The sequence below is a fragment of the Marinobacterium sp. NO-S09 genome, assembly GCF_059179545.1.
On the sequence record NZ_CP168954.1, the window covers coordinates 3,871,053 to 3,894,349 of the forward strand.

A 23,297-nucleotide genomic window follows, 5' to 3' on the forward strand; every position below is an offset into this window, starting at 1 on the left:
AAAGCAATAAAAATCGTGAAGCCCATAATAAAACTTACGAGAAATTAATAAATATAATATTGAAAATATACGTTCTAAGGAGAGAACATGGCTAGGCTATTACCTGAAGACTTCATACCCGAAAAGTTAAATATTGAGATTGTTGAAATTTACCCTAATTTCACCGAAGTTTTTTATATTCCTAGCCAGGATGAATTAAAAGAAGCAGGAATAGAGTTAGAAGAACCTGCAACGCTAAGAACAAAACTTGCTTGTTTTAGCGGACAAGATCATATTATAGCGGTTTACCCAACTATTACCTTGCCGTACCATACGGATTACTTAAAACCGAAATACAGACAAATAAATGAAATTATTGTCGAAGTTGAACTTGATAATGCCCCATATAAAAAAGAAGAAGTAGTTGATTCTCTGCAACTATTACCTGCTGGATTTATAAAAGACATTCGATACGGTCTAGGATTAACAAGAGAATTTCGTTCTATAATTTCAGCAATCGAAGATCAAACTAATAATAATAGTCTTTGGATTGGAAGTGATGCAGATGAAGATACCGGAGATACCGCCTACGATAGTTTTTATCTACACCTGAGTGATTACGATGAAATGCGACGTTCTTGTAATCGTATTACAGAAAGAACCAGAAGAGTTTCACGTGTCACAAAATCAGTGGCTACCTACAACTATATAGCGAGCCTATTAGGTAACGATCATAAGCAATTACCGTCAGATACTGACGCTATTAGCAAAATGATTCGTATCAAAATTAGTGATCACGATAAACAAACGGCCATGAGCATGGTCTCTCATGACAAATCGGCTGTTAAACAAGCAGATTCGACGACCCTAACAAAACTGAAGAATAACATTGAACTAGTTTCTCTTGAACGTTTAATTAATGATTATGAAGAGCTACTTAACAAAAAAACAAAAGAAGAAACTTGGCAGAAACTTTTCAATCAAAATCCATTTATCTTAAGTCTCACCTTTGGTTACCCGGCTATAAAAATATCAGAACAAGCTAGTGTCGGCGGTAATCGACTTTCAGGTAATGGAGAAAAGATTACAGACTACCTGATAAAAAATGGTATCACGAACAACTTGGCACTAATTGAAATTAAGAAGCCATCCTCCGCATTACTCAATAAAACAGCCTATCGAGGCTCCGTTTTCTGTGCATCTACTGAGCTTACAGGCTCTGTGACGCAGGTACTAGATCAGTGCTATCAACTGCAGAAAAATATAGCTACTATTAAAAGTAACAATCGAATTTATGATATAGAATCATACGCGGTTCACTGTATTTTAGTGATTGGCACGATGCCTGGAGACGAGGATGAGAAGAAGTCCTTTGAAATATATCGCCGTAACTCAAAGAACGTACAAATCATTACCTTTGATGAACTTTTACTAAAAATCAAGCAATTACATGAATTTCTCAGCGACAGAAATGATGTGATAGAGGAGCCTAAACCGTGAGCTTAGAAACAAACTTAAAAGGGCGCTTACGAAATACGTCACTGCCTAAGAGCCACGGTTTGATGCCAGTTTTCGAAGCCGTAGTTAACTCCGTTCACTCCCTCGAAGAGGGAGGAAATACAAATAACGGCAAGATAGTTCTCAAAATAAATCGAACTACCCAAAATAGTTTAGATTTAGATTCAAAGTCTTTACCTTTTATTACTGGTTTCACCATAACAGATAACGGCTGTGGTTTTAACGATGCCAACTTTAAGTCCTTTGAGACTCTAGACTCTGAGCACAAAATCGATAAGGGGTGCCGTGGCGTAGGCCGACTGATGTGGCTAAAAGTATTTGATCAAGTAAGTATCGAAAGCCACTTTTTTGATGCCACTGGAACGTTAAAGAAAAGAGTATTTAAATTTAACGATAAATTCGCTGTCCATGACACAACAACAATAGACGCTACAGAGCAACATCCTGGTACAACAATCCATTTGGTTGGCTTTGATGAGAATTACCGCAAAAATGTGCCCACAACTGGGCTATCTATCGCAAACCAGCTACTAGAGCATGTGCTTTGGTATTTTGTTCGCCAAGGGAGCGCACCGAAAATACTTGTTCAAGATTCTGGAGATGCCTTCGACTTGGATGATCTTCTAGCCGAACATATGCATGCAGATGCCTTTCTTGACACCATAAGTATTCATGGTCATCCATTTGATCTCACACACATCAAGTTCAGGGCTTCAGTAAACAAGAAGCACCAACTCGCATTGTGTGCAGCTAACCGGTTGGTTAAAGAAGAGTCCATTCAGGGAAAACTCCCAGGGCTATATGGAAAGATTGCCGATGAGTCTGGTGATTTTACTTACACCTGCTATGTATCGTCAGCCTATCTTGATGACCATGTTCGTAGTGAACGGACATCCTTCGATCTTACTGAGGATGTAGAGGACATGTTCAATGAAGTGACCCTTAAAGACATCAGAGAAGCTGTACTAGAACGTACGAAAGACTATTTGAAGGATGTCCTTACGGCGAACGTAGCCGCAGGGAGACAACGTGTTGACGATTTTATCAGCAACCAAGCTCCTCGCTACCGCCCTATCGCTAATTACGTTCCTGAGGAACTATTAATCGTTGACCCTGATAAATCAGACAAAGAGTTAGAACTGCATCTACATGCCCAATGGTACGAAGTAGAACGGCAGCTAGTAAGTGAGGGTCACGACATAATGCAGCCTCAGAATGAGGAGCATCTCCAAGAATACAAAATACGTTTGAGCAGCTATCTGAGCAAGGCCGAAGATCTGAAGAAGTCAGATCTTGCAAATTACGTCTCACACCGCAAAGTTATCATCGACCTTTTACAAAATTCGCTCGAACAGCTTGAAAATGGGAAATATGCTCGCGAAGACATGATCCACGAACTAATCATGCCGATGCGCAAAGACTCAACCGAAGTATTTCTCGATTCCTGTAACTTATGGTTAGTCGATGAACGGTTAGCATTCCACAACTACTTGGCGTCTGATAAAACGCTTAACGCGATGCCGATTACAGACAATAAGTCGACCAAAGAACCTGACGTGTTGGGTATTAAAGTTTTCGATAACCCTCTTCTCGTAAACGATCAAACCACATTCCCATTAGCATCAATTACGGTTGTGGAGATTAAGCGGCCGATGCGCAATGATATGCGAGAAGGAGAGGAAAAAGACCCAATAGATCAAGCATTAAGTTATGTTGAGAGAATTCGTGAAGGACAAGCAAAAACGAAGTCAGGATTACTGATACCAAGAAGCCACGATATTCCTGCGTACTGCTACGTGCTTTGTGACCTCACACCTACAATGATAAAGCGTTGCAAGAATTTCAGCTTAACTATCACTGCTGATGGCATGGGATATTTTGGATACAACCCGAATTACAAAGCTTATATAGAAGTGATCAGCTTTAATCAACTTGTAAGGGCCGCCAAAGAGCGCAATAGAGCTTTCTTCGATATGCTTGGAATGCCCTCAATATGATTAAAATTGCAAAGATATTTACCACTTAAAAATTTTTGGTAAAAATTTCAATAAAACTAAAATAGATGAGTAACGGTAAGCCCTAGACAGCTAATCAAATGTATTATTTTGAGCTAGATAGTTTCACAAAATTAACGGCTGGAAGGATAACAGGATCATAACCTGACTGGAGGATTATATTCGCAACAAAACTCCTTAAGAAGGGATACGCAATTGCGGGAGCATTAACTTTGACAAAATGAGACGAACGAAAATCACTTGATATTTCCTCCGAATTTCTAAAGTCAGCTTGATAATCAAATTCAAGCGTAAGCTCACCATCTATATCCATTTTCATGTGAAAAACTATAGAGAACAAGTGCTTGTCTTGCTCATCAAAAAATGGTTCGAACTTAAAGTCATCGACCTTATTTTCTGACTCTTTGTAATCACCGCTTTCCAGCTTAATACTCAAAGCTTTAGTAGTTAAAAGACTAATAGATGCCAATTTTTATGCTGCCATACTGAACATATCAAGCTCTTCAGATGAAGAGACAGCTAAGTAATTCGTCATATGCTCATCGACTGATAAACGCTTTACAAGCTTTTCAGTTACTTGAGCAAACTCTCTTTTAAACATAAAAATTTTCAACTCTTCCGCACTGACTAGCGGGGCAAACTTCTCTGGAAGCTGCTCGTCAAAGGATTGGGAAAAACCTTCAATAGATATAGAGTCCACCCATTCCCCCATAGTCAGCCAAAGTGAGCTACAAGCTCTCTCTAAAGCTTTGTTAAATATACGAACAGAAAACTCTCTTTTCCGCCGAGAAAAGATAATTTCAGACGTAATTTCCACTCGCTCAGAATGTTCACAGCTCGTGACGCTGACTCCGCGCCCGGTTTTGTGCTCTAGGAAGAACTTGCACAGCACCCCTGCGATCCGCTGCTCTCCAATCGCAACAAAATCACGTGCTAATGCCGCGCAGCTGATTGTCTGAGGTTGACGTTCGTTCACCGAAATCTCCTAACACTGTCTACACTGCGGCCCATCTGCCGCTTCTCGAATTTCTTCGAACTCTTCTCATCACACTCTATGTCAACTAGGCACATCTAGCAATGAGCAGCACATCTTCAAATGGCGAAGCCACGCCCCAAATACACCTAGCAAGAGCATCATCTACATCCCCGTTCAAGCTAACTTCTTCACCTCTTTCAAAGCCATACACGCCTTCCTCTTCCTTTAAAAGCTTGAGGAGCGAATAATTAATGGCTTGGACTTTAGGGTTATCCGAAGTGCTACCTAACTGCTCCCAAATACGCCTACCAGGAGGATAGTGGTGATGGTCCGACAGCAGTGCGCCACTCTTATTTTTAAGATACTTAACAATTTCGTTATACAACCGAAGTGCCAGATGACGATTGCTCTGAACGATCTCATCGCGATGCTCAGTAGCAATAACACCACAAACCTTTAGCCAATAAGATTCATGTACATCTTGAGATTTGACTCCTGCTTCATCACAGTTATCAGTCTCGCACAATTGTAGATCGATAGCCGTTAAGTAATTAGCCTCCAGCGTCTCTGAGTCAACGAACTCCGCAATTAAAACCATCGCATGAGAACCATCCGACTTGAGGACACATTGGCAAAAAACATCGTCCACTGGCTCGAAAAAGCCTCCTAAGGCAACGTAGCCTTTGTCGTCAAGTTGTTGCTGCGTCCATTCCGTCCTGCCAAGCTCGTGCCGCTCTATCGTGTATAGAGGAGGTACAGTTGAAGCACCCTCAACACCTAACATCTGGGGAGCCAATCGATACTCCATTAAAAAACTGTGCTTATTACCGTCTAGACAACGGTCCAGACTATAAATCCTAGGATGACAATTGCCGCTAGTGCGAATGCCAACCGAATCAAAATAGATAGCAGGCCGGCCAACTTTGAGAAAATTATGGCTCCAGCAATACTGCTAACTACGATGCCAGAAAAGCGTAGCCATTTTGGCAGATCTGCTCCGCCCAAGTACCTAAACGCTAAGTAAGCTAACACTCCACACACTAGAAAGCCAAAAGCTCCATACGCTTCAGCTTGTGCCTCTCGCTGCTCTCGCCGCCTAGCCTCTAGAAAAGTATCTTTATCGCCGTGGTATTCGTAGGCGCCGTCCGAGGCACGTCGTCCATAACGTGTTCCCATTTCATCCTTGCCTGATTGCAGACTTGGCACTTCTTTAGCTGTGTGCGTGCTCTATGAAAGGGCTGATGTCCTCACCACGCCCCTGTTACCGGATCATCCCCAATCGACAATTCGGCCATTCACTGCTTAATCCGGTACATTAACGGTACACTCATCAGTTTGGAAGCCCTACCCAAAGTTACGCTAACTTACTGTTACTAAACTACTTTCCCCTACGCTCGATTACGCTCACATCTCTTTGATTTCAAAGGATTTATGGTTTAATATCAGAACTCATAATCCATTGGTCGCAGGTTCAAGTCCTGCTGGGCCCACCAACTACCCTTCCCAAGCGTTCCAACCACTTCCCAAGACACTAGAAAACACGCGGCTTACAGCCTATAGTGATTCCCAGTCATTCCCAAACATACCCAGCAAAGCCGGGGTACATTGGGGGTACGATTGGGGAGATATGTGATACCCCAAAAAACGATACCCCCAGACACATACCCCTGGCCCAATTTGAACAGGGGGACGCCATGCCGCTGACGGATCGACAGGTAAAAGCCGCAAAACCTCGGGAGAAGAAGTACAAACTTGCCGACGAGAAAGGCATGTTTCTGGAGGTACGCCCGAACGGTTCCAAGTACTGGCGCATGAAGTACCGCTTCCAGGGCAAAGAGAAGCTGGCCGCTTTCGGCGTGTACCCTGATGTCAGCCTTGCCGCTGCCCGTGAACAACGAGACTCAGCCCGGCAGCAACTGGCGCAAGGGATCGACCCCAACGCTGCCAAGAAGGCAGAGAAGCAGGCTGGTCGTGCTGCAGCTGAGAACAGCTTTGAGCTGATCGCCCGTGAATGGTTTGAACTCAAGATGAAGGACCGGAGCAAAGACCACCGGGCCCGAACTCTTAGGTCCATGGAGAGAGACCTATTCCCTACCCTGGGCAAACGCCCAGTTAACGACATAAGCCCATCTGATCTTTTACAGGTACTTCGCAAGATCGAGGCACGCGGCACCATAGAAACCGCCCACCGAGTAAAGCAGACCGCCTCCGCTGTATTCCGCTATGGTGTGGCCACCAGCCGCTGTGAGCGAGATCCTAGCGCCGATTTGAAAGGAGCACTCGCAACCCACAAGACCAAACATCTTGCCGCCATTACAGACCCTACAGAAGCAGGCCGCCTGATGCTGGCCATTGAAGGGTACACCGGCACCCCTGTTGTCAAAGCAGCCCTTCAGTGTTCCGCTCTATGGTTCTGCCGACCAGGAGAGGTGCGCCATCTTGAATGGGCACAAGTGAACTGGGACGAGAGCCGCCTTGAATTTGCAGCCGAGAAAACCGGCCTGGATCACGTTGTCCCCTTGAGCCAGCAAAGCCTTGAGATACTCCGTGAGCTGGAACCCCTCACAGGTCGCCATCGCTTCGTTTTCCCAAGTGCCAGGGGTGCTAGCCGCCCATTAAGTGAAAACGGCGTTAGAACGGCTCTTAGGACCCTAGGATATGCTAATGATCAGATGACGCCTCATGGCTTCAGAGCAATGGCACGCACTCTGCTGGATGAAGTCTTAGGGCACCCGCCGCATATCATCGAACAGCAGCTGGCGCATGCGGTACAGGATGCAATGGGCAGAGCATACAACCGCACCCAGCACTTGGAGCAACGTCGTAAGATGATGCAACACTGGGCTGATTACCTGGATCAGCTCAAAGCCGCCGCCAGTGCCGGGAATGTCGTTACTGGGAACTTTGGCAACAGGGCCGTGTAACCACTAAAGAACAGATTATGGCTGCTCTACCGGGACGCCGGGAAAAGGTGGCACCTCACCACCCTGGGCAGCCATTCCAAATTGAGGCCACGCAAGAGGGCGTGTATATGAGACGAGTCTCAGCCCCCGAGGAACCTAGCTATAACATCAATGACCTCTTAGATCGTTGGAGCGATATCGTTGATGGGGTTGATGGTCTCCGGGTAATAACTGACATTGGAAGAGCAATTAACCAAGGCCAAATGAAAGTCTGGATGATGATCCCCCGTCAGCCAGGTGATGGAGACTTCAGTAAGCAGCAACTGGTACAAATCGTTCGATGCAAATACGCTTTTGACTATGATGAAAACGACCCTTTTTCGGGCCATTCTGCATTAGAAGCAGAGTTGTGCGTTGAGCCAAACAGCGGAATACCCATACGCCTAACCAACCCTGAAGTAGCAGGGGATTGGATGCGAATGTTCGTGTATCTGAGTGACCTAATCGAAGCTGAAGAGGAAATATTTGAAGTAGAGTATTACGATCACTCGGCCTACAGCCCCCACTACAAACAAAATCCTACAACCATAAATCCACTTGCTGCAAACAGCGACGAACAGCACTTGCCAGGCTATCTTCTAAAGCTCAAGAGACTGATAGAAGGTGAGGCTGGGCCCTTTCAGTCACCTGAGTTAGCCATCGCTATAAACGCATGGCTTGAACTATCAGAAAAAGCCGACGCTGCTGGTAATTTAAAGAATGGTGTAACTACTGAGGTTAAACACTGGCTAAACCACCACGTCCCCGAGGTTGAAAGCATAAAAGCCATAGACCGGATCAGCAAAGTTACCAACTGGAACAAACCAGCCAACTGGAATAAAAACCGCAAGGGATAGGTATAGGGCCCCCATGTAAACGCCAGGCAGTGCAGGCCATTGAGGCAGTACCAAGTATAATTTGCTCCTCATATAGAGGCCCCGTTAATTTCGATAGGGCCTCTATATCCCTCCCCTGCAATCCCAAACAATCCCACCGATACACATTCACAACGGTGGGGTTTCAGCATGAACAAACACGCAATTTTGCCTCGGAAAGAAGTTGAGCAACTGACTTCCATGTCCAGAACTTCAATTTACCGAATGATGGATAAAGGGCAGTTTCCAAAACCAATTCGCCTCAGCCCAAACCGGGTTGGCTGGATCTCGGAAGATATCGATAACTGGTTGCAGCAGCGCATTGATGAAAGCCGTGTGGCTTAAAGGGAGGGCGTGACATGAGAGAGCAAGCAGCAGCCCCTGCCGAAGGGAGCACCGCCGCACAGCAGGCCGATAGTAACAAGCCGCCTACCAAACTGGAACGTGTGCTGATCGCCTTATTGACCAGAGGGAGCTTGAACCGGCTTGAGGCCGAGAAGGCACCCGTCTTTGATCATGCGCTGAATAGCACCATGTCCTGTGAGCTTGGCCGTCGCCTGGACCTGACCTTCAGCAGCACTCAGGAAAATTGCATCGGATACTCTGGCCAGCCTGCGCGGTATCACCGCTATTGCCTCCTCCCTGGAAGCATTGAAGCAGCGCAAGAGGCTGTAAACGATTTGCGCCTTAAACGCGGTGCGCCTCCTGTTATATGGCATGCTGGCGCAGATTCAGAACAAGCCGCCTGATGGTTAAGGCCGGGCCTTCGGGTCCGGCTGGATGGGAGGTTCACATATGGCAGCAACTGTCACCCGGCTGAGAAAGCCAGGCAAGGGGAAGCCCAGTCATTCAATTACGTACAGGGGCCATTTTTCCTTGCCCGCTGTCGTGCTTAATCATCCGGACTTTATCGGCCTTAGCTATCCGGCAAAGGCGTTACTCCTGGACGTTGGGGCACAATACAACGGGTTCAACAATGGTGATCTATGCGCAGCTCACTCAGTGCTGAAGGAACGGGGATGGAAATCCAACGACACCCGCACCAGGGCGCTGAATGAGCTACTTAAAGCGAGGTTACTGGTGCAAACCAAGTTTGGCGGCCTGAATGCTGGCCCTCACCTGTATGCACTGACATGGCAACCGATAGATGAGTGTGGTGGCAAGCTGGATATTGCAACGACAGGCAAGAAGCCTTACCGCCAATTCAAGGAGGCTTCTTAAATTTCCACTGTACCGGCTAACGGTGCTGACTGTACCGCCTGCCGGTGCTGTAAATGACTTCACTGTACCGTTTCCCGGTGCTGACTGTACCGGCTCCCGGTGCTGTAAAGGGTGTTTTTAAGGGGTTCACTGTACCGGCTCCCGGTGACCTTTATATATATACCATAGGGAGGGCATAACAATGGACGCTGAGAACATAGGCACAAACCAATTTGCGCCCTACCAGCACACCAGCATCAATCACCCTGGCCCATGAAATGCTGATCAACTTACTGGTGCTGTACCAACAAACCAACCAGGCATAGAAAATTCACCTGACCATCCAGCCATTAGACATAGGTGCGGTTGAATGAAAGTTACGAACCCCGACAAGTGTGTCGCCTCCACTCAGCAGGAACTTGACGTAGAGATCACAGTGAAGATCAACGGCAGGGAGCAGCCTGTTATCAGGGGCAAGGAGACTGCAGAAATAATGGCCAGACTGCTGGGCTTGAAATGGCGCACTGTCCAGAAGCGCCGGCAACGAGGGAGCGACTGGGCGTCATCCCTGGACCCCAAGCTGAAGCGGCCGCCAAGAATCGAGTTTTGATTCTCGCCCTCGCCTGTCTGGTTTCGGTATGGGCCACCTCCCGTCTGGTACTTCGTGGTAGCCTGAAGCTGCTGCTAGAAAGCACTGTGACAGCCCACAATCAGAGCTGCTTCAGAGGGGGCTGCCAATCGCCGCCCCCTTGACCAGCACCAGCCGTTCAGATAATTTCCAGCCTTGAGGCGTCGAAACCTCTTATGTAACCGGACCACCCAACCCCGTCAGTGTTGGTTTTTTTGCGCCCAAAATCTGCCAAGATTAAGGGAGCAAGCCCCCGTTATGTCGGGAGGGCGACGAATACAATACCCTTCGGGGAAATAAGTCCGCGGTCTGTTACAGCCGTTTCGAACCTCCCGGCACCCATACGGCTTATGGGTACTTCGAAGAAAATGTAACGGAGGCATCATGCCAACCATCCACCACACACGCTCCCTGAAGCTCTTCAGAGCCGTTTCTACACTAAACCCAATCGACCGCATTACCGTGACTGCTTTCAGCCTGAGAGAAGCTCGTGAGCTGCTTCCTGCTTGCGTTGTCATTACCAGCTGGGCACCAGTACAGGGATCGAGAGTATGAACCAGGCTAATTTCACATACAGCATGGCCGCTAACATGGACATTATCGCCATTGGCCTGGAGCAGATGAACTTGCTTGTAATGCTGGCATCCCGGGCCGGAGAGCTGGACGAGAAGCAGCAATCCATTCTGTTTGGTGATCTTCGGGGCCGGATAGAGGAACTGGAACAAGCCTGTGTTGATATTCAGACCGAGGTGGAAGCATGAGCAATGCGCCAAAGCCTCAGGGCTTCATCAAAGCAGATCTCCCTACCCTGACCTTCCACAATGAGAAGGCACTGCCCATTCACCGCCTGCCGTTTGTTGGCCGACCTGCTGACCACACAGACTTATCATTCTGGAACGTGCCTCAATCTGGTGGCTACACAGGCGGCTGTATGACGGGCAAAGCGCTGTGCCGCATCTACCTAAAGCACTGCCGGGAGCACGGTGCCACCAAGGGTGGCCTACTCCAGCTCATTGCCGGGTCCATGCTTTCACCTGGGCAGACAGATACACCTAAACAGGCAGCGCTTCAGGGGCAGATTGTTGGATTCATGAGTGAGCTTGAGCCCTGGATAGCCGCTGCTGCTCGCAATGCTGGCGCTCCACTTGATGAGCTGCAGCATAACGACCTGCTGAACAAAGCTAACAGAGGGCTAAATCTGGAAGAGGCGGCATACTGGGCCGCCCGTGCTGAAGGTGATTGCGAGGAATAATATCACTGGTAGGGCTGCCGACCTGGCGGCCCTTGCCTAAACCTTGCCAGTGTTGGCCCTTTCCTTGGCCCTCAATTGACATCAACACCAGCAGTGACGGGGCTTTCAGTTGGCCCTTTTGTTGGCCCTTCGATCTCTCTGATCAGGCTTTCTCAAAAGCTAATACGTACCTATGGCCACGAGTCAATCACATGTTTTCAAGAGCCGATTGGAGACTGGTATTGATAATGTAATTAGTACAGTATCATGGGACTAGGGAAAGGCCCTAAGCAATACCCAACACGGTAAAATCACCAAAACGCATGCTAGTTTTCAACGGAGGAGAGTGGCTGTGATTTCTCGATTTATCTCTTTTCTTCAAGTGATCAGATAAGCAACCTCCGTCTTTAGCTGGGAACACAAACACGTACACGTACACGTACACGTACACGTACACGTAGTATTAAAGTATTCAACGCTCAAGACAGCGAACATCAATGGGAGGGACAGCTATGGAATTCGACTACAGATCAGACGATGATTCTGGTCTCATGTATACAGGCGACTATGAGCCCGGGACAAGCCTGTCACAAACCATCGAATCCGGTGATGAGGTGACACTCAAGGTTGGTGGAAACAGGGTTAATGTCATAGTCGACGGGATCAATGGTAATTCGTACGAGGGGACTGTAAGTCGTATCATCGACGATTCCATTGCATTTGATGACCTCGAGGCTGGTGATAAGGTGGAGTTTTCACACTCCAATATTTGGGCTAGGTTTCGAAGTTTGTGAGCGTCTAACCAATCGCCGTAGTACGCGACCGATGAGCGCCTCTAAGCTCAAAGTTAGGGAGAAAAAATGGCTGAGTCTTTGCAGGTAGCTTTCTACATAGTCAGTCCGATCGGGACCTTTCTTGCCGTCGCAACGGCCTACTACGCGATTTACCGTCAGACAAAGCCTTGTGTCGTCTATTATGAGCCGAATCCTGACACTGCCAGCCTGATTGATCTTGTGATTCGCAATATCGGAACTGGCACGGCGCGGGACATTTCCTTTTCCGATCCACTTCCCATTCTGTGCTGGGGAATCGACAAGGCTGATAACAGCGAAAGAAAGCAGATTGATCATCTAATTCCCTTTCTGGCGCCAGGCAAAGAGCTGAGGTTCAATGCCGGTCAATATGGTGGTCTCAAAGATCGAGTGAAGGATGGCATCTCTATCAGAGCAAACTACACCTTTCGGACTCCATTACGTTCAGGCAAAAAGGGCTCTGACCCATCAATGCTGGATGTAAATTACATGCAACATGCTGGAACAAAAAATAGTGCAGCTCAGGATCTCTCCGATGCTCTGAAAGGGCGGAACCAAACTGTATTTATCCAGATGAACAATAGCTTAGCTAGTATTAGCAAATCGTTATCGGAGCTGTCAGACAAGAGCGGGGATGCCTAGCCTACCGAACTAGCGCAGGCACGGCGACGCCATTTACCTTGCGCCTTCGGCTTCATTTTGTGGGCGCGCATGCGGCAAGCGTTAGTTTTCCAAGAGTAAGGAGATAAATGTTGGACGACACTACGAAGCTTGCGGCAAAAATAGCGGGCAATATGTTTTTGGGTGGCGCTCTTACAAGCTTTCTAATTGATAAAGTCGAATCATCATCTAATGCTGCTGACGAGGCGGCAAAGAAAGATATTGAGACTCTCAATCAAGAGGCTACGCGGCAAAAAATTGAAATGGAGTTGGCATTACAGCATTCTCGAATAGCTCAAGAATTAGCAATTGCCCAGAGAATTGAAAATGCTGCAGAAGTAGAAATAGAGGAATACTACGATTCAACAGCGAAGGGTCAGGGAGGGCTCAATCTTGATGCAGAAAATAATACAGCGTCACTAGGCGGGTCAGGAGAGCGAAATCGGGTATCAAAAAGAGTCTACAAATTCAAAGGATTTAACCCAATTTCAGGTATCGAGACCATATCTCAGGATCTAAGCTAACAAACCGCATAAATTCGTTCGTGCCACAAAAGCATGACCTGCACTGGACTCGCTCACGCTTGCTGTTTAGCGAGGCGTCCAGCGACTGACTGAGTACTGCACATGAATTGGATCAAGCGCATTTTTCACCCTCAATCCGCAATTCCTGTTCCTGCAACCGAGGTCGAAACTAGAGAGCCTAAGCGGCAGGCTACTATCGCCGCAGATAACCCTATTACTATTGAGAGTGATGACACACTAAATAGAACAACCTTGGCACACTCCTTCGCAAACCAGATACAAGCTATCGATCCACGAAATGGGTTGGTCGTGGGCGTACTAGGACCGTGGGGATCCGGCAAGACCTCATTCGTAAATTTGGCTCGCAGGAGCCTCGGGGATGCAGAGATTCCGGTACTCGATTTCAACCCTTGGATGTTTAGTGGTGCTGATCAGTTAGTCCAGGCCTTCTTTGTCGAGTTAACGGCGCAACTAAAGCTGCGGCCTGATTTCGCACAAGTTGGTGGATTGATAGAAGAGTATGGTGAGGCGTTCTCCGGTCTAGGGTGGCTGCCATTCGTTGGCCCGTGGATCGAACGAGGTCACAAAGCAACCGACGTACTAGCTAAATTACTTCAGAGTAAAAAAGAAGGCGCTGAAGGTCGGCGCTCCAAAGTAATCAAAGCACTAGCAGATATACCCACGCCCATCGTTGTGGTTTTAGATGATATCGACCGACTGACAACACCTGAAATTCGTGAAGTGTTCAAGTTAGTTCGGCTCACAGCAAATTTCCCCAATATTATCTACCTATTAGCGTTTGACCGTATTCGCGTTGAGCAAGCTCTCGGTGAGCAAGGTATACCTGGGCGAGATTACTTAGAAAAAATCCTGCAAATTGGAGTCGATCTTCCAGCAGTCCCCTTCGAAGTGCTTAATTCCGAAATATTTGCAGGTATCAATGGAGCACTGGACGGTATCGAAAACCTAGGAGAGCTCGATTCCAATGTATGGCCTGATGTTTTCATGGAGATCATCAGACCATTAATTAGAAATATGCGTGACGTCCGGCGATTCTCTGCAGCAATTCATGGGACCATGAGAGACTTAGGAGGACAAGTCGCATTGGTTGATGCCTTGGCACTTGAAGCCGTTCGGGTCTTCCTCCCTGACGTCTTTACTCAGCTCCACTCCTCGCTCGCTGGTCTGACAACAACATATAGAGATTTCGGCGCGGGACGGGAACCCGAGCATTTGAAAACGCAGATTGATGTGCTGTTGGAGTCAGGCGGCACTCATCAGCAAGTTGTTCGGAGCTTGATTGAACGTTTGTTCCCGGCCGCTCAGCGGCACATTGGCGGGTCTCAATTCGGCGGCGACTGGATGCACGGATGGCTCGTGAACCGGCGAATCGCCCATGAAGACATCCTTCGTCTCTACCTTGAGCGTGTAGTTGGCGAGCGTCTGCAAGCATTTTCCAGCGCTGAAATTGCGTGGTCAAAATTGGCAGATAAGGATGCCTTTAGCAAATTTCTCGGTGAGCTCCCGACAGAGCAACTCCGCGAGGTGATATCGATGCTTGAAGCGTATGAGGAGAAATACACTCTTGAGCATGTAGTCCCCGCTTCCGTAGTTTTGTTGAATTTGCTGCCGACAATTCCAGACATTCAACGAGGGATGTTCGATTTTGGGGCGCGAATGACGGTAACGAGGGTCGTTTACCGATTAGTGAAATCACTAGATGGGCCTGAGGCGGTTGAGGCAGCAGTGCGCGAAATTCTTCCTCAGGTTTCGCACCTTTCCTCGAGGCTGGATCTCATAACCATCGTTGGCCATCGGGCCGGCGCTGGTCACAAGTTGATAACCGAAGAGGCAGCAAAGGGTCTTGAGCGGGAGTGGCGAGCCGAAATAAGGGGCACGGATTCGGCGGTGCTTTCTCAGGAAGTGGATTTGTTCAGAGTGCTCGGACTAGCAATAGATGATGCTGACGAAGATGAGACGACGATTTCGGTGCCAGACCTTCCCGAAATCACGCTTGCTCTGTTGGAATCGGCGAAGACAGAGGTATCAAGCCAGGCAATGGGGAGTCGTGCTGTAGTCCGAACGCCGCGCCTTCATTGGGACAGCCTAGTTAAGATATACGGTGATGAGGCAACGCTGCAGCAAAGAATCGACGCATTGAAGGCTACAACGACCGAGATCGACGGGGGTCTAGTTGAGCTAGTCGACAACTATTTGAGCGGTTGGCGACCGAAAGACTTTGACGATGATTAGGCGCGGAGCAACGCCACCAACAAATCACCAACCGAACCAATAAGCCCAGTGCCTTGTTTCCGTTGAGTATACACAGAAGATCTAATCCTTGATGCTGTCTTCATAATACCGGCATCCCGGTAGTTTAGGACATCATGGCTCAAACCTGCCGGCGCTCTTCAACCTTACTAAACCTGACATCATAGGCACCTGAAGGTATTGTCAAAAATAGACTTCATAGCCACCGAACTACCTGTAAAAACTTGTAATGGCTGGCGCTGGGTTACTTCAGAAAACTTCAGGCCAGAAAGCTCCCAAACGGGGACTATTGAAAAGGGTATCCAGCACCGCAAAGGTTCCGTGAATCTGGAACTATCATCTGCTGATCAACCAATAAGGCATTACACTGATACTGGGCTTCATGCCCTGGCGGTGCTTTGGTTCCACGCATGTGAAGGTGTGGCAGATCAAAGCATTGCCATCTTTTACCCCTCTTACCGAACGCTCTCAGCTTTGGTAACTTTAAGTAGCTTGAAAGTACTCTCAGACTCTCACAAGGCTCAGGAAGCTATGAATCTTTCAACAAAATTTCAGGAAGTAATTGATAAACTGAAAATTGCGAATGAAAATCCACAGCCATGGCTAGAAACAGAAGGGTTCCCTGACTTTGTCGGTACTGAAAGCGGAGTAACCGTATTTTTCAACAAGCCTGCAAAAGACGCTCTATGGGAGCTATCAAGCCTTATTTTCCAAAACAGGCCTAAAGATTCAGTAAAAATCGATCTGAATAAATTTTATCTTATAGCCAGAACTAGCATTGCGGAAATGTATGGCAGATATGCTGCTGAAGGAAGCAATTGGGGATGTAAGCCGCACAGGGAGCTAAAAGCGGCAATCGAGAGCCGTATATCAGCACGGCCATTCACCCATTACTACCCTGCCTTTTGTATGGCCATAGCAAAAACTTCCCCCCTAGTATTAGGTCCGGTGACAATATATTCCACTATTGATTGGATAAACCACGTCAAATTTTCGAAGCGCGCCATCCAAAACTATAGCAATGACCGAGAAACAAATAAAAATTGGAAGAAATTACTGATTGACACCCTATCTGAAAGCTTGAATACCGACGAATTAGAGGGGCTACCTAAAAACTTATATTCAGCAGTGAGCGAAACACCTGCAGTCATCAAGGTGACTGTTGAAGGTTATGAGCAGGACTATTCACGTAGGTTTGGAAGGATTGCTGCTAAAACAGCACTTGATTCGCTCTCTCTTGGGCTTGTATCCCGTAAGTGTTTTTTCCAGCAAACCCTTCAAGACGAACACCTTCCTCCACTAAGAATACCGAGCATTATCGAAACGGAAGGATATCTATGGTATCCAGGCAGTGCTTTTAGTGATCGTTTTCAAACACATTCAGAATCTCAAATTTTGGAGGGCATAGATAAAATGCGCGATTTTCTCTGCCCTATTGGTAATATTCTTCAGGGTGTCGTAAGCCCAGAAACGCATAAACATCAAAAGCTAACCAATAGATGGGCAACTGCTTTAGACTGGTTTTCAGAAGGCATGCGAGAAGAGAATGATGCTATCGCCGTTACTAAAATGGCAACTTGTTTAGACACATTATCAAATGGAGGAAAATATCAAGGCATTCTTCAGATGGTATCTAAAATAACAGGCACAAGCCCAGATTTCATTGCTGTGCCAGGGATTAGAGAACGGTCATTGGCACAATTAATTTCGGACATTTATGACGACGGTAGGTCTAGGATACTACACGGTAATTACTATGACAGAATGATGTCCTTCGAGTCTCTGAGGACACACTCAACCTTTATCGCACGTGAAATTCTATTTAGGACAGCATTTATGATGCATAAATATGAAGGGCCAGATCTAGATACTTTCAGGGATTTCACATGCGCGGATACAAACCTAAGCGTCTGAGCACTTTGACGGCTACTCCTTTAGCTGCTCCATCTTCACGAAACATGATTAGCAAATGGCAAGAGCAGATAGGGAACCAAAGGAGATCCGTCATTGTTGACAGACCAGGTCCGCTAACAGCAGTAGAATTAACTAGGCTAGATCTAGGACACACCTTAACCCTACCCTAGTTTCAAAAGTCGAACGTACAGAAAACTCACCTTATAGTTACTACCTTTGAACAGAGCAAGTTAACACCGGAGTTAACACCCCCATGCGCACGAATGGAAACACCGTTTCCTATAAAAGGAAACACCCTTAGGCGCACGAGTGACTGAAGATATATCCAAGATCAGCACAAAGGGAACTAGACCGGCTACACTGCTGTTGAAGGTTTACCCTCCCCCGGGGCTGCCTCTTCAGGTTCTGAATCCGCTACTAAGTAGCCCACCTTCCCTTTTCTAATTTCAGCAGCTCGCACACCCCGCACCGAACAGCTATTCTGTCAGAGCAGTTAACGCTGCCAGCTTGGTACTGCCACGGCGGAATACGATACCGCGTCGGTTGCTGTGCCAGGCTGCCTACCCGCTATGAAACTGAGCAGCTTCAAAAAATAAGCCGTAAGCAGAAACGAAAACAGTTCACCTGTGCAACTTGGGGGTACAAATGGGGGTATATTCAATAAATAAAGCGACCTTTATCTTTAATTATCTTATGGTTACATACACTATTCAGTAGGTGCTAGGCACATCAAGGGGTTACGAACTTTCGGATCAAGGATTAGTACCGAAAGTGTCCATAAGGCGTCCACGTTTGCGGACCGGACAAAACACGGAGGTGCTATGTGTCCAGCACCTCATGAGCGAATCGTCTTCGAACGCGCTCCCGACCCTGTCGAACCCACTCCCCTCTGGATTCACGTTGCACTTGGCGTTGTCGCCGGCGGCATCATACTGTTTGCCCTTTGGTTTGGTTACCAGAAGTACCAGGAATACCGTGTCATGCGCGCTCTTGAAGCAGCTGCAAACGCATTTCAGGGCAGTATGAAACAGATGTCTGAACAATCCCGTCAGGCCGCCATAGAGCGCCGCATAGCCCTGGAAGCACAGAACCAGACCCGTCAGCTGCGCTTGGAAGAATCTCGCCTGAAAATGGAGCAGGAGCGGATTTCAAGGGAAGCACAGCTTGACGCCAAGCAGGATCGTGCCGAATACATCAAAAAGCTTTCTGACCCTCAGTGCCAGTTCTGGTTAGATAACCTGCGCTCAACCGGAAGTGATAAGGCCAAAGTTATGGTTGAATACCATTGCCCGAAATGAATATTAAAAAACAAAAAATATTAAACAACTTTGCTACATGCTGCTTCCGAGATGTAGCTGACCAAGATTATATAGCAGCTCGACTCCTTTTCAGGAATGGACTGTATCATCATTTTTTGTGGCAATCTCAACAAGCATTAGAAAAATACTTTAAAGGCATATATTTATTTAACAGAGTTCCTGCGAAAGAGGTCGGACACGATCTAAGGCTTGCCTATAAAAAAACAAATGAATTACCTTTTTTCTTTTCTGTGGATAATCACACGGTTGACTTTATCGAGTATATAAATGACTTTGGGCAAGGTCGCTATCTCGAATCCTCTCACTTCATTTCGGGGCCTGTTTTAAACCAACTAGATAATGCCATTTGGAACATCAGAAGATACTGCCAGCCTCTTAATGCCTCAATTCCCTTTTCCGATGACTATGTAATAATCATAGAAAAAAGATTGACAGACATTAAAGAAAGCGAAAGATTAAAAGATACAGTTTTTTATAGGATAAAAAATGGAAAACTTGAAAGCATCATCGACAGCAAGGCCAATAAATGTAGAGATGCTCTTATTTGGCAAAATTTATTTTTTGGAAAGATAAAAAGACGCAAGGTTTTTCACCCTGATGTTTTCATGGCTCAAAACTCTCCTTTATTTAACCATCCTGAAATAATTGATGATGTATTATACTATGTTCGTGTTCCAAAAAAATTAGCAAACGAGTATAGGAAAAGGATCAGATCATAATTTATATAGGCTTTGCTATATTTGTCATAAGAATACTTAAGTTTTAAACGCGGACATGGTGACTTGCATAACTATGCCTAAGGGCAAGAGCCTCTCCTTCCCTCCGCGACCACCCGCCCCAGCCCACAATACCCATACAAAAAAGCCGTATTTTTCCTACACTGAGTCAAACTAGCGTTACAAAGTGGGGTTGCTCGGCTTAGAATGCTTAACAACAGTGTCATCCAAGATGTATGGCCGATACCTGCACAGAAACAGGTACTGGTGCAGCAAGGGGAATTCCAGTGAAGATAGGCCTGGTTCAGTCAGCCCTGGATGCATACCGCGACAGCAACCCCAAAAAAGGCTTCATGATCTTTCAGGCCCTGCTGGCGTCTGCCTGCATCATCCCAATGGGCATCTGGCGCTTTGCAATTGGGCAATATCCACAGGGCATCTTCGATCTGGTGCTGTCCTCGGTCTTTGTTCTGATTGCGTACATCGGCAGCAAGGACCATTACTTCCATCTTGTATCACGCATCTTTGCCGTGGCCTATACCATCGGCGTGGTCATAGCGATTCAGTACACTGGCATTATTGGTTTGTTCTGGTCTTACGCGGCCACGGTTGCCGTGTTCTTTGCCGCCCGCCGCTGGGAGGCGGTGCTGGTCGCCTTCATTATCTACCTTGCCTGCACTCAGGCGGTCTGGTCCCTGGCAGATCCGCAGCTGCTGTTCACCTACAGCGCCTGCTTCATGCTGGTAACCTTTTTCTGTTTCAATTTCTCGTCGCGCCTGCTGGCAGACCATACTCGGCTGAGCCAGGAAGCCCTGCAGGACGCACTGACCGGCCTTGGCAATCGCCGCTCACTGGATGATCACATCAATAAGGTCGCCAATACGGACGACCCACCCTCGGTGGCGTATAGCCTGATCATGTTTGATATCGACCACTTCAAGCTGATCAACGACACCTATGGTCATACCACCGGCGATCTGGTGCTGGCCCGGCTGGCTGAACTGATTCAGGAACACGTCCCGCCCGACGTCAAACTCTACCGTTACGGTGGGGAAGAGTTTCTTATCCTCACCCCTACAGCATTGGACGATGCAACTCAGCTGGCTGAACACCTGCGTCAGCAGGTTGAGCAAAGCGCACTCATCCGTGAGCGGCATCTGCCCATTACCATCTCCCTGGGCGTGGCACAAAAACAGCCGGGCACTGACTATCGTTCCTGGCTCAAGGATGTGGATGATGCCCTCTATCAGGCCAAAACAACGGGTCGAAATCGGGTCTGTACAGGCAACTAAAGGCGCATATTATTAATCCATCAAGCGTTTTAATCTCGGTAGAAAGGGTGTGTTAGCGGGGCAACAAAAAACGGCCATTTGAATCACCAAAACCCGACTGTCCCTGATCGACAACACATAATAAAAAGAACACATAAATTACAGGGTTGTTGTTGTCATCATCTTGTAAATCTTCTAAAACCGTAACGGAACTGCATTGTTTTCGTGCTTGAATACGATGCCATTCTGATAACAGCACGGCCTTCTAGAGTCGCGCACAGTGCCCGCAGGGAACAGTATGAAGATTGGGATCCTGGCATTCCCGGCTGATCAGCAAACCAAGCTGCAACGTATACTCAGCCTGTCCAAGACTCGTGCCTACGAGCTGGTTGAAACTCCAGAGAAAGGTAGCGTAGACCTTCTGGTCGTATTTGGTGAAGAAGGCTTGAGCCTCAGTAACGATTTTGACCTGCCCAGCAGCCATATCCTGGTGGCCAGTCGTGTTGCACCACCGAATGGTCACCCGCACCTGAAATTACCCTTTATTTCATCACGCGTACTGCGCATCATTGATGGCACAACACCGTTGGCCAAACCGGCGGCAACGCCTGAACCCAAGCCAGCTGTCAGCCCTCAGCCCACTATTCCAGAGGCTCGCCCGGCTGCAACACCCCAGCCAGCACCTGTGGCTAAACCTCAGCAGCCTGAGGCACCGGCCCCTACCGTGGCCCCGACTCAGCCAGTGCAGCCTGCCGCTCGCCCTGTAACGCCAGCGCCAGCCACACCTGCACAACCATCTGCAACGGCTCCGGCAGCTGCTCCGCAGCAAGCACAACCAACTGCGCCTGCGCCCAAAGCTCCGTCTTCAACACCGGCTGCAGCGCCTCAGGCAGAACCAGTCACCAAACAGCCCTCCGCTGCTGATGCACAGCCGTCACCGGCACCCGCCGCACCTGTAACACCCGCGGCCAAGCCTGCCCCTCAGGCCGATGCCGTTGGTGATGACAAGGATAACCTGTTCAAGAAATACGATTCTCAGATCGAGGAAGCCCAGCGCCAGAAGGCGCAACAGGATGCTGCAGCATCCTCAATGGAGTACTCGGTTCTGGTGGTGGATGACAGCCATCCCATGCAACAGGTGCTGGCCAAGGAGCTGGAGAAGCTGGAACAGAAGATTAATGTGGATTTCGCCGATGATGGCGAGACCGCTCTGGAAAAAGTAGCCGCCAAGCATTTTGATTTTATCTTCCTGGATATCATGATGCCCGGCATCGACGGCTTCGAAACCTGTACACAGATGCGCGCCATGCCGGCGCTGAAAAAGACGCCCATCATCATGTTGTCGTCGAAAACCTCTCCTCTGGATGAGGTTAAGGGCATCATGGCGGGTTCTTCTACCTATTTGACCAAACCCATCGACCCTGACGAATTTCAAAAAGTGATCAAGCGTGTATCGCGCTGGGTCAGTGATTTTCAATCCAAACGGGACCAGTGACAGTAAGGACGTAACACCCCATGTCGGCAAAGAAAATTTTGGTTGTTGAAGACGATCCGGTTTACCAGCAGCGCCTCTGCGATATCCTGCGCCAGACCGGTGCTGAGCTGCTGGTCGCAGCAGATGGACAACAGGGCGTAACCCTTGCAGAGCAGGAGCACCCTGACCTGGTGTTCATGGACATTGTCATGCCCGGCATTGACGGTTTTTCCGCCTGCCGCCAGATCACGACGGGCGACACCACCAAGCACATTCCGGTGATTATCGTGTCCAGCAAGCACGAAGAGGCCGACCGCGTCTGGGCCCAGCTCCAGGGCGCCACTGCTATCGTCGCCAAGCCATTTACCGATCAGGACATTCTGGATCAGGTAACAGCCCATGGCTGACAGCGAAGCCCCTCTGGAATCCATTAACAGCCTCCTTGCCAGTGGCAAGGATGTGCTGCTGGCAACGCCGGAAGAGGGTGCCAAGCACCGCGTGGTTCGCCACGGTTTTGTTCTGGGCGAGCAGCACCTGATGCTGGCCGCCGAGGTGTATTCGGAAATTGCCTCTGGCAGCAAGATCTGTGCAATTCCGGATACTCCACCCTGGTTTACCGGCTTTATCAACAACCGAGGCCACACGGTTCCGGTGTACGACCTGCAACACTGGTTGACCGGTACACCGATTGATCGCCGCAATCCGGTCTATGTCTTTTTGTTCGGTCAACAACCGCATACAGCGGGAATCCTGCTGGAGCAGTCGCCCAGTGTACTGAACGACCCCGAACGACTGGACCAGAAGCCCCCTGCCCACTATACCGCGCTGAATGAATTTGCCCGCGCAGGTTACAGCAGCCAGGGCAAACAATGGCTTGAGATCGATCACGCCGCACTACTGAACTATTTAAAAAATAACTTTCATCAGCCTGTGGCGAAAGCCGAAGCGCAAGACAATTCATGAGGGACGCAC

At 48.1% G+C, this 23,297-nt stretch carries 24 protein-coding genes; 21 read left to right on the top strand and 3 right to left on the bottom strand.

Annotated elements, in window-relative coordinates; translation table 11 throughout:
- The first annotated feature begins 87 nt into the window (after positions 1 to 87).
- Both O3C79_RS17875 and O3C79_RS17880 read left to right on the top strand, forming a co-directional pair.
- Complete coding sequence (locus O3C79_RS17875; RefSeq protein WP_494384187.1) at positions 88 to 1,479, top strand: Shedu immune nuclease family protein; 1,392 nt, start codon at positions 88 to 90, stop codon at positions 1,477 to 1,479.
- A complete protein-coding gene (locus O3C79_RS17880; RefSeq protein WP_494384188.1) occupies positions 1,476 to 3,494 on the top strand; it encodes a hypothetical protein in 2,019 nt (672 codons plus the stop codon). The genes O3C79_RS17875 and O3C79_RS17880 overlap by 4 nt, the downstream gene beginning before the upstream one ends.
- Before the next feature lie 103 nt (positions 3,495 to 3,597).
- Here O3C79_RS17880 and O3C79_RS17885 read toward each other — a convergent pair whose 3' ends face one another.
- From O3C79_RS17885 to O3C79_RS17895, 3 genes are all read right to left on the bottom strand, one after another.
- Positions 3,598 to 3,981 carry a protein-export chaperone SecB gene (locus tag O3C79_RS17885; RefSeq protein WP_494384189.1) on the bottom strand — a complete coding sequence of 128 codons (384 nt, stop codon included), beginning with the start codon at positions 3,979 to 3,981 and terminating at the stop codon, positions 3,598 to 3,600.
- Positions 3,982 to 3,984: 3 nt separating this feature from the next.
- Positions 3,985 to 4,488: a hypothetical protein gene (locus O3C79_RS17890; protein WP_494384190.1), complete on the bottom strand. Its 504-nt coding sequence runs from the start codon at positions 4,486 to 4,488 to the stop codon at positions 3,985 to 3,987.
- A gap of 85 nt (positions 4,489 to 4,573) precedes the next feature.
- On the bottom strand, positions 4,574 to 5,284 hold the full coding sequence (locus O3C79_RS17895) for a hypothetical protein (RefSeq protein ID WP_494384191.1): 711 nt from the start codon (positions 5,282 to 5,284) through the stop codon (positions 4,574 to 4,576).
- Between the two features lie 898 nt (positions 5,285 to 6,182).
- Between O3C79_RS17895 and O3C79_RS17900 the strand changes: the two genes are divergently transcribed.
- The 19 genes from O3C79_RS17900 to O3C79_RS17990 all read left to right on the top strand — a co-directional run bounded on the left by O3C79_RS17900 (position 6,183) and on the right by O3C79_RS17990 (position 23,288).
- Positions 6,183 to 7,412, top strand: coding sequence for a tyrosine-type recombinase/integrase (locus tag O3C79_RS17900; RefSeq protein ID WP_494384192.1), 1,230 nt, complete (start codon positions 6,183 to 6,185; stop codon positions 7,410 to 7,412).
- Positions 7,413 to 7,429: 17 nt separating this feature from the next.
- Complete coding sequence (locus O3C79_RS17905) at positions 7,430 to 8,287, top strand: hypothetical protein (protein ID WP_494384193.1); 858 nt, start codon at positions 7,430 to 7,432, stop codon at positions 8,285 to 8,287.
- Positions 8,288 to 8,455: 168 nt separating this feature from the next.
- Complete coding sequence (locus O3C79_RS17910) at positions 8,456 to 8,650, top strand: helix-turn-helix transcriptional regulator (RefSeq protein ID WP_494384194.1); 195 nt, start codon at positions 8,456 to 8,458, stop codon at positions 8,648 to 8,650.
- Between the two features lie 14 nt (positions 8,651 to 8,664).
- Positions 8,665 to 9,054 (top strand): hypothetical protein, encoded by a 390-nt coding sequence (locus O3C79_RS17915; RefSeq protein WP_494384195.1) that lies wholly within the window; start codon positions 8,665 to 8,667, stop codon positions 9,052 to 9,054.
- Between the two features lie 46 nt (positions 9,055 to 9,100).
- Positions 9,101 to 9,526, top strand: coding sequence for a hypothetical protein (locus tag O3C79_RS17920; RefSeq protein ID WP_494384196.1), 426 nt, complete (start codon positions 9,101 to 9,103; stop codon positions 9,524 to 9,526).
- A 349-nt stretch (positions 9,527 to 9,875) separates the two neighbouring features.
- Positions 9,876 to 10,115 carry a hypothetical protein gene (locus O3C79_RS17925; protein ID WP_494384197.1) on the top strand — a complete coding sequence of 80 codons (240 nt, stop codon included), beginning with the start codon at positions 9,876 to 9,878 and terminating at the stop codon, positions 10,113 to 10,115.
- 569 nt (positions 10,116 to 10,684) lie between these two features.
- Positions 10,685 to 10,894: a hypothetical protein gene (locus tag O3C79_RS17930; RefSeq protein ID WP_494384198.1), complete on the top strand. Its 210-nt coding sequence runs from the start codon at positions 10,685 to 10,687 to the stop codon at positions 10,892 to 10,894.
- The gene (locus O3C79_RS17935) at positions 10,891 to 11,385 is read left to right on the top strand and encodes a hypothetical protein (RefSeq protein ID WP_494384199.1); all 495 of its coding nucleotides are present in this window, start codon (positions 10,891 to 10,893) and stop codon (positions 11,383 to 11,385) included. Before O3C79_RS17930 ends, O3C79_RS17935 begins: the two co-directional genes overlap by 4 nt.
- A gap of 491 nt (positions 11,386 to 11,876) precedes the next feature.
- A complete protein-coding gene (locus tag O3C79_RS17940) occupies positions 11,877 to 12,158 on the top strand; it encodes a hypothetical protein (RefSeq protein WP_494384200.1) in 282 nt (93 codons plus the stop codon).
- Between the two features lie 66 nt (positions 12,159 to 12,224).
- The gene (locus O3C79_RS17945) at positions 12,225 to 12,818 is read left to right on the top strand and encodes a DUF8453 domain-containing protein (RefSeq protein WP_494384201.1); all 594 of its coding nucleotides are present in this window, start codon (positions 12,225 to 12,227) and stop codon (positions 12,816 to 12,818) included.
- Positions 12,819 to 12,925: 107 nt separating this feature from the next.
- Positions 12,926 to 13,360 (top strand): hypothetical protein, encoded by a 435-nt coding sequence (locus O3C79_RS17950; protein WP_494384202.1) that lies wholly within the window; start codon positions 12,926 to 12,928, stop codon positions 13,358 to 13,360.
- A gap of 102 nt (positions 13,361 to 13,462) precedes the next feature.
- Positions 13,463 to 15,613 (top strand): KAP family P-loop NTPase fold protein, encoded by a 2,151-nt coding sequence (locus tag O3C79_RS17955; protein WP_494384203.1) that lies wholly within the window; start codon positions 13,463 to 13,465, stop codon positions 15,611 to 15,613.
- Positions 15,614 to 15,811: 198 nt separating this feature from the next.
- Positions 15,812 to 17,545, top strand: a complete 1,734-nt coding sequence (locus O3C79_RS17960) for a hypothetical protein (protein WP_494384204.1) — start codon at positions 15,812 to 15,814, stop codon at positions 17,543 to 17,545.
- Positions 17,546 to 18,366: 821 nt separating this feature from the next.
- Positions 18,367 to 18,843, top strand: a complete 477-nt coding sequence (locus tag O3C79_RS17965; RefSeq protein ID WP_494384205.1) for a hypothetical protein — start codon at positions 18,367 to 18,369, stop codon at positions 18,841 to 18,843.
- On the top strand, positions 18,840 to 19,583 hold the full coding sequence (locus O3C79_RS17970; protein ID WP_494384206.1) for a HEPN domain-containing protein: 744 nt from the start codon (positions 18,840 to 18,842) through the stop codon (positions 19,581 to 19,583). Before O3C79_RS17965 ends, O3C79_RS17970 begins: the two co-directional genes overlap by 4 nt.
- A 284-nt stretch (positions 19,584 to 19,867) precedes the next feature.
- Positions 19,868 to 20,872, top strand: coding sequence for a GGDEF domain-containing protein (locus tag O3C79_RS17975; protein WP_494384207.1), 1,005 nt, complete (start codon positions 19,868 to 19,870; stop codon positions 20,870 to 20,872).
- A gap of 277 nt (positions 20,873 to 21,149) precedes the next feature.
- Positions 21,150 to 22,346: a response regulator gene (locus O3C79_RS17980; RefSeq protein WP_494384208.1), complete on the top strand. Its 1,197-nt coding sequence runs from the start codon at positions 21,150 to 21,152 to the stop codon at positions 22,344 to 22,346.
- 20 nt (positions 22,347 to 22,366) lie between these two features.
- Complete coding sequence (locus O3C79_RS17985; protein ID WP_494384209.1) at positions 22,367 to 22,732, top strand: response regulator; 366 nt, start codon at positions 22,367 to 22,369, stop codon at positions 22,730 to 22,732.
- Positions 22,725 to 23,288, top strand: a complete 564-nt coding sequence (locus O3C79_RS17990; protein ID WP_494384210.1) for a chemotaxis protein CheW — start codon at positions 22,725 to 22,727, stop codon at positions 23,286 to 23,288. The genes O3C79_RS17985 and O3C79_RS17990 overlap by 8 nt, the downstream gene beginning before the upstream one ends.
- Positions 23,289 to 23,297: the final 9 nt, after the last annotated feature.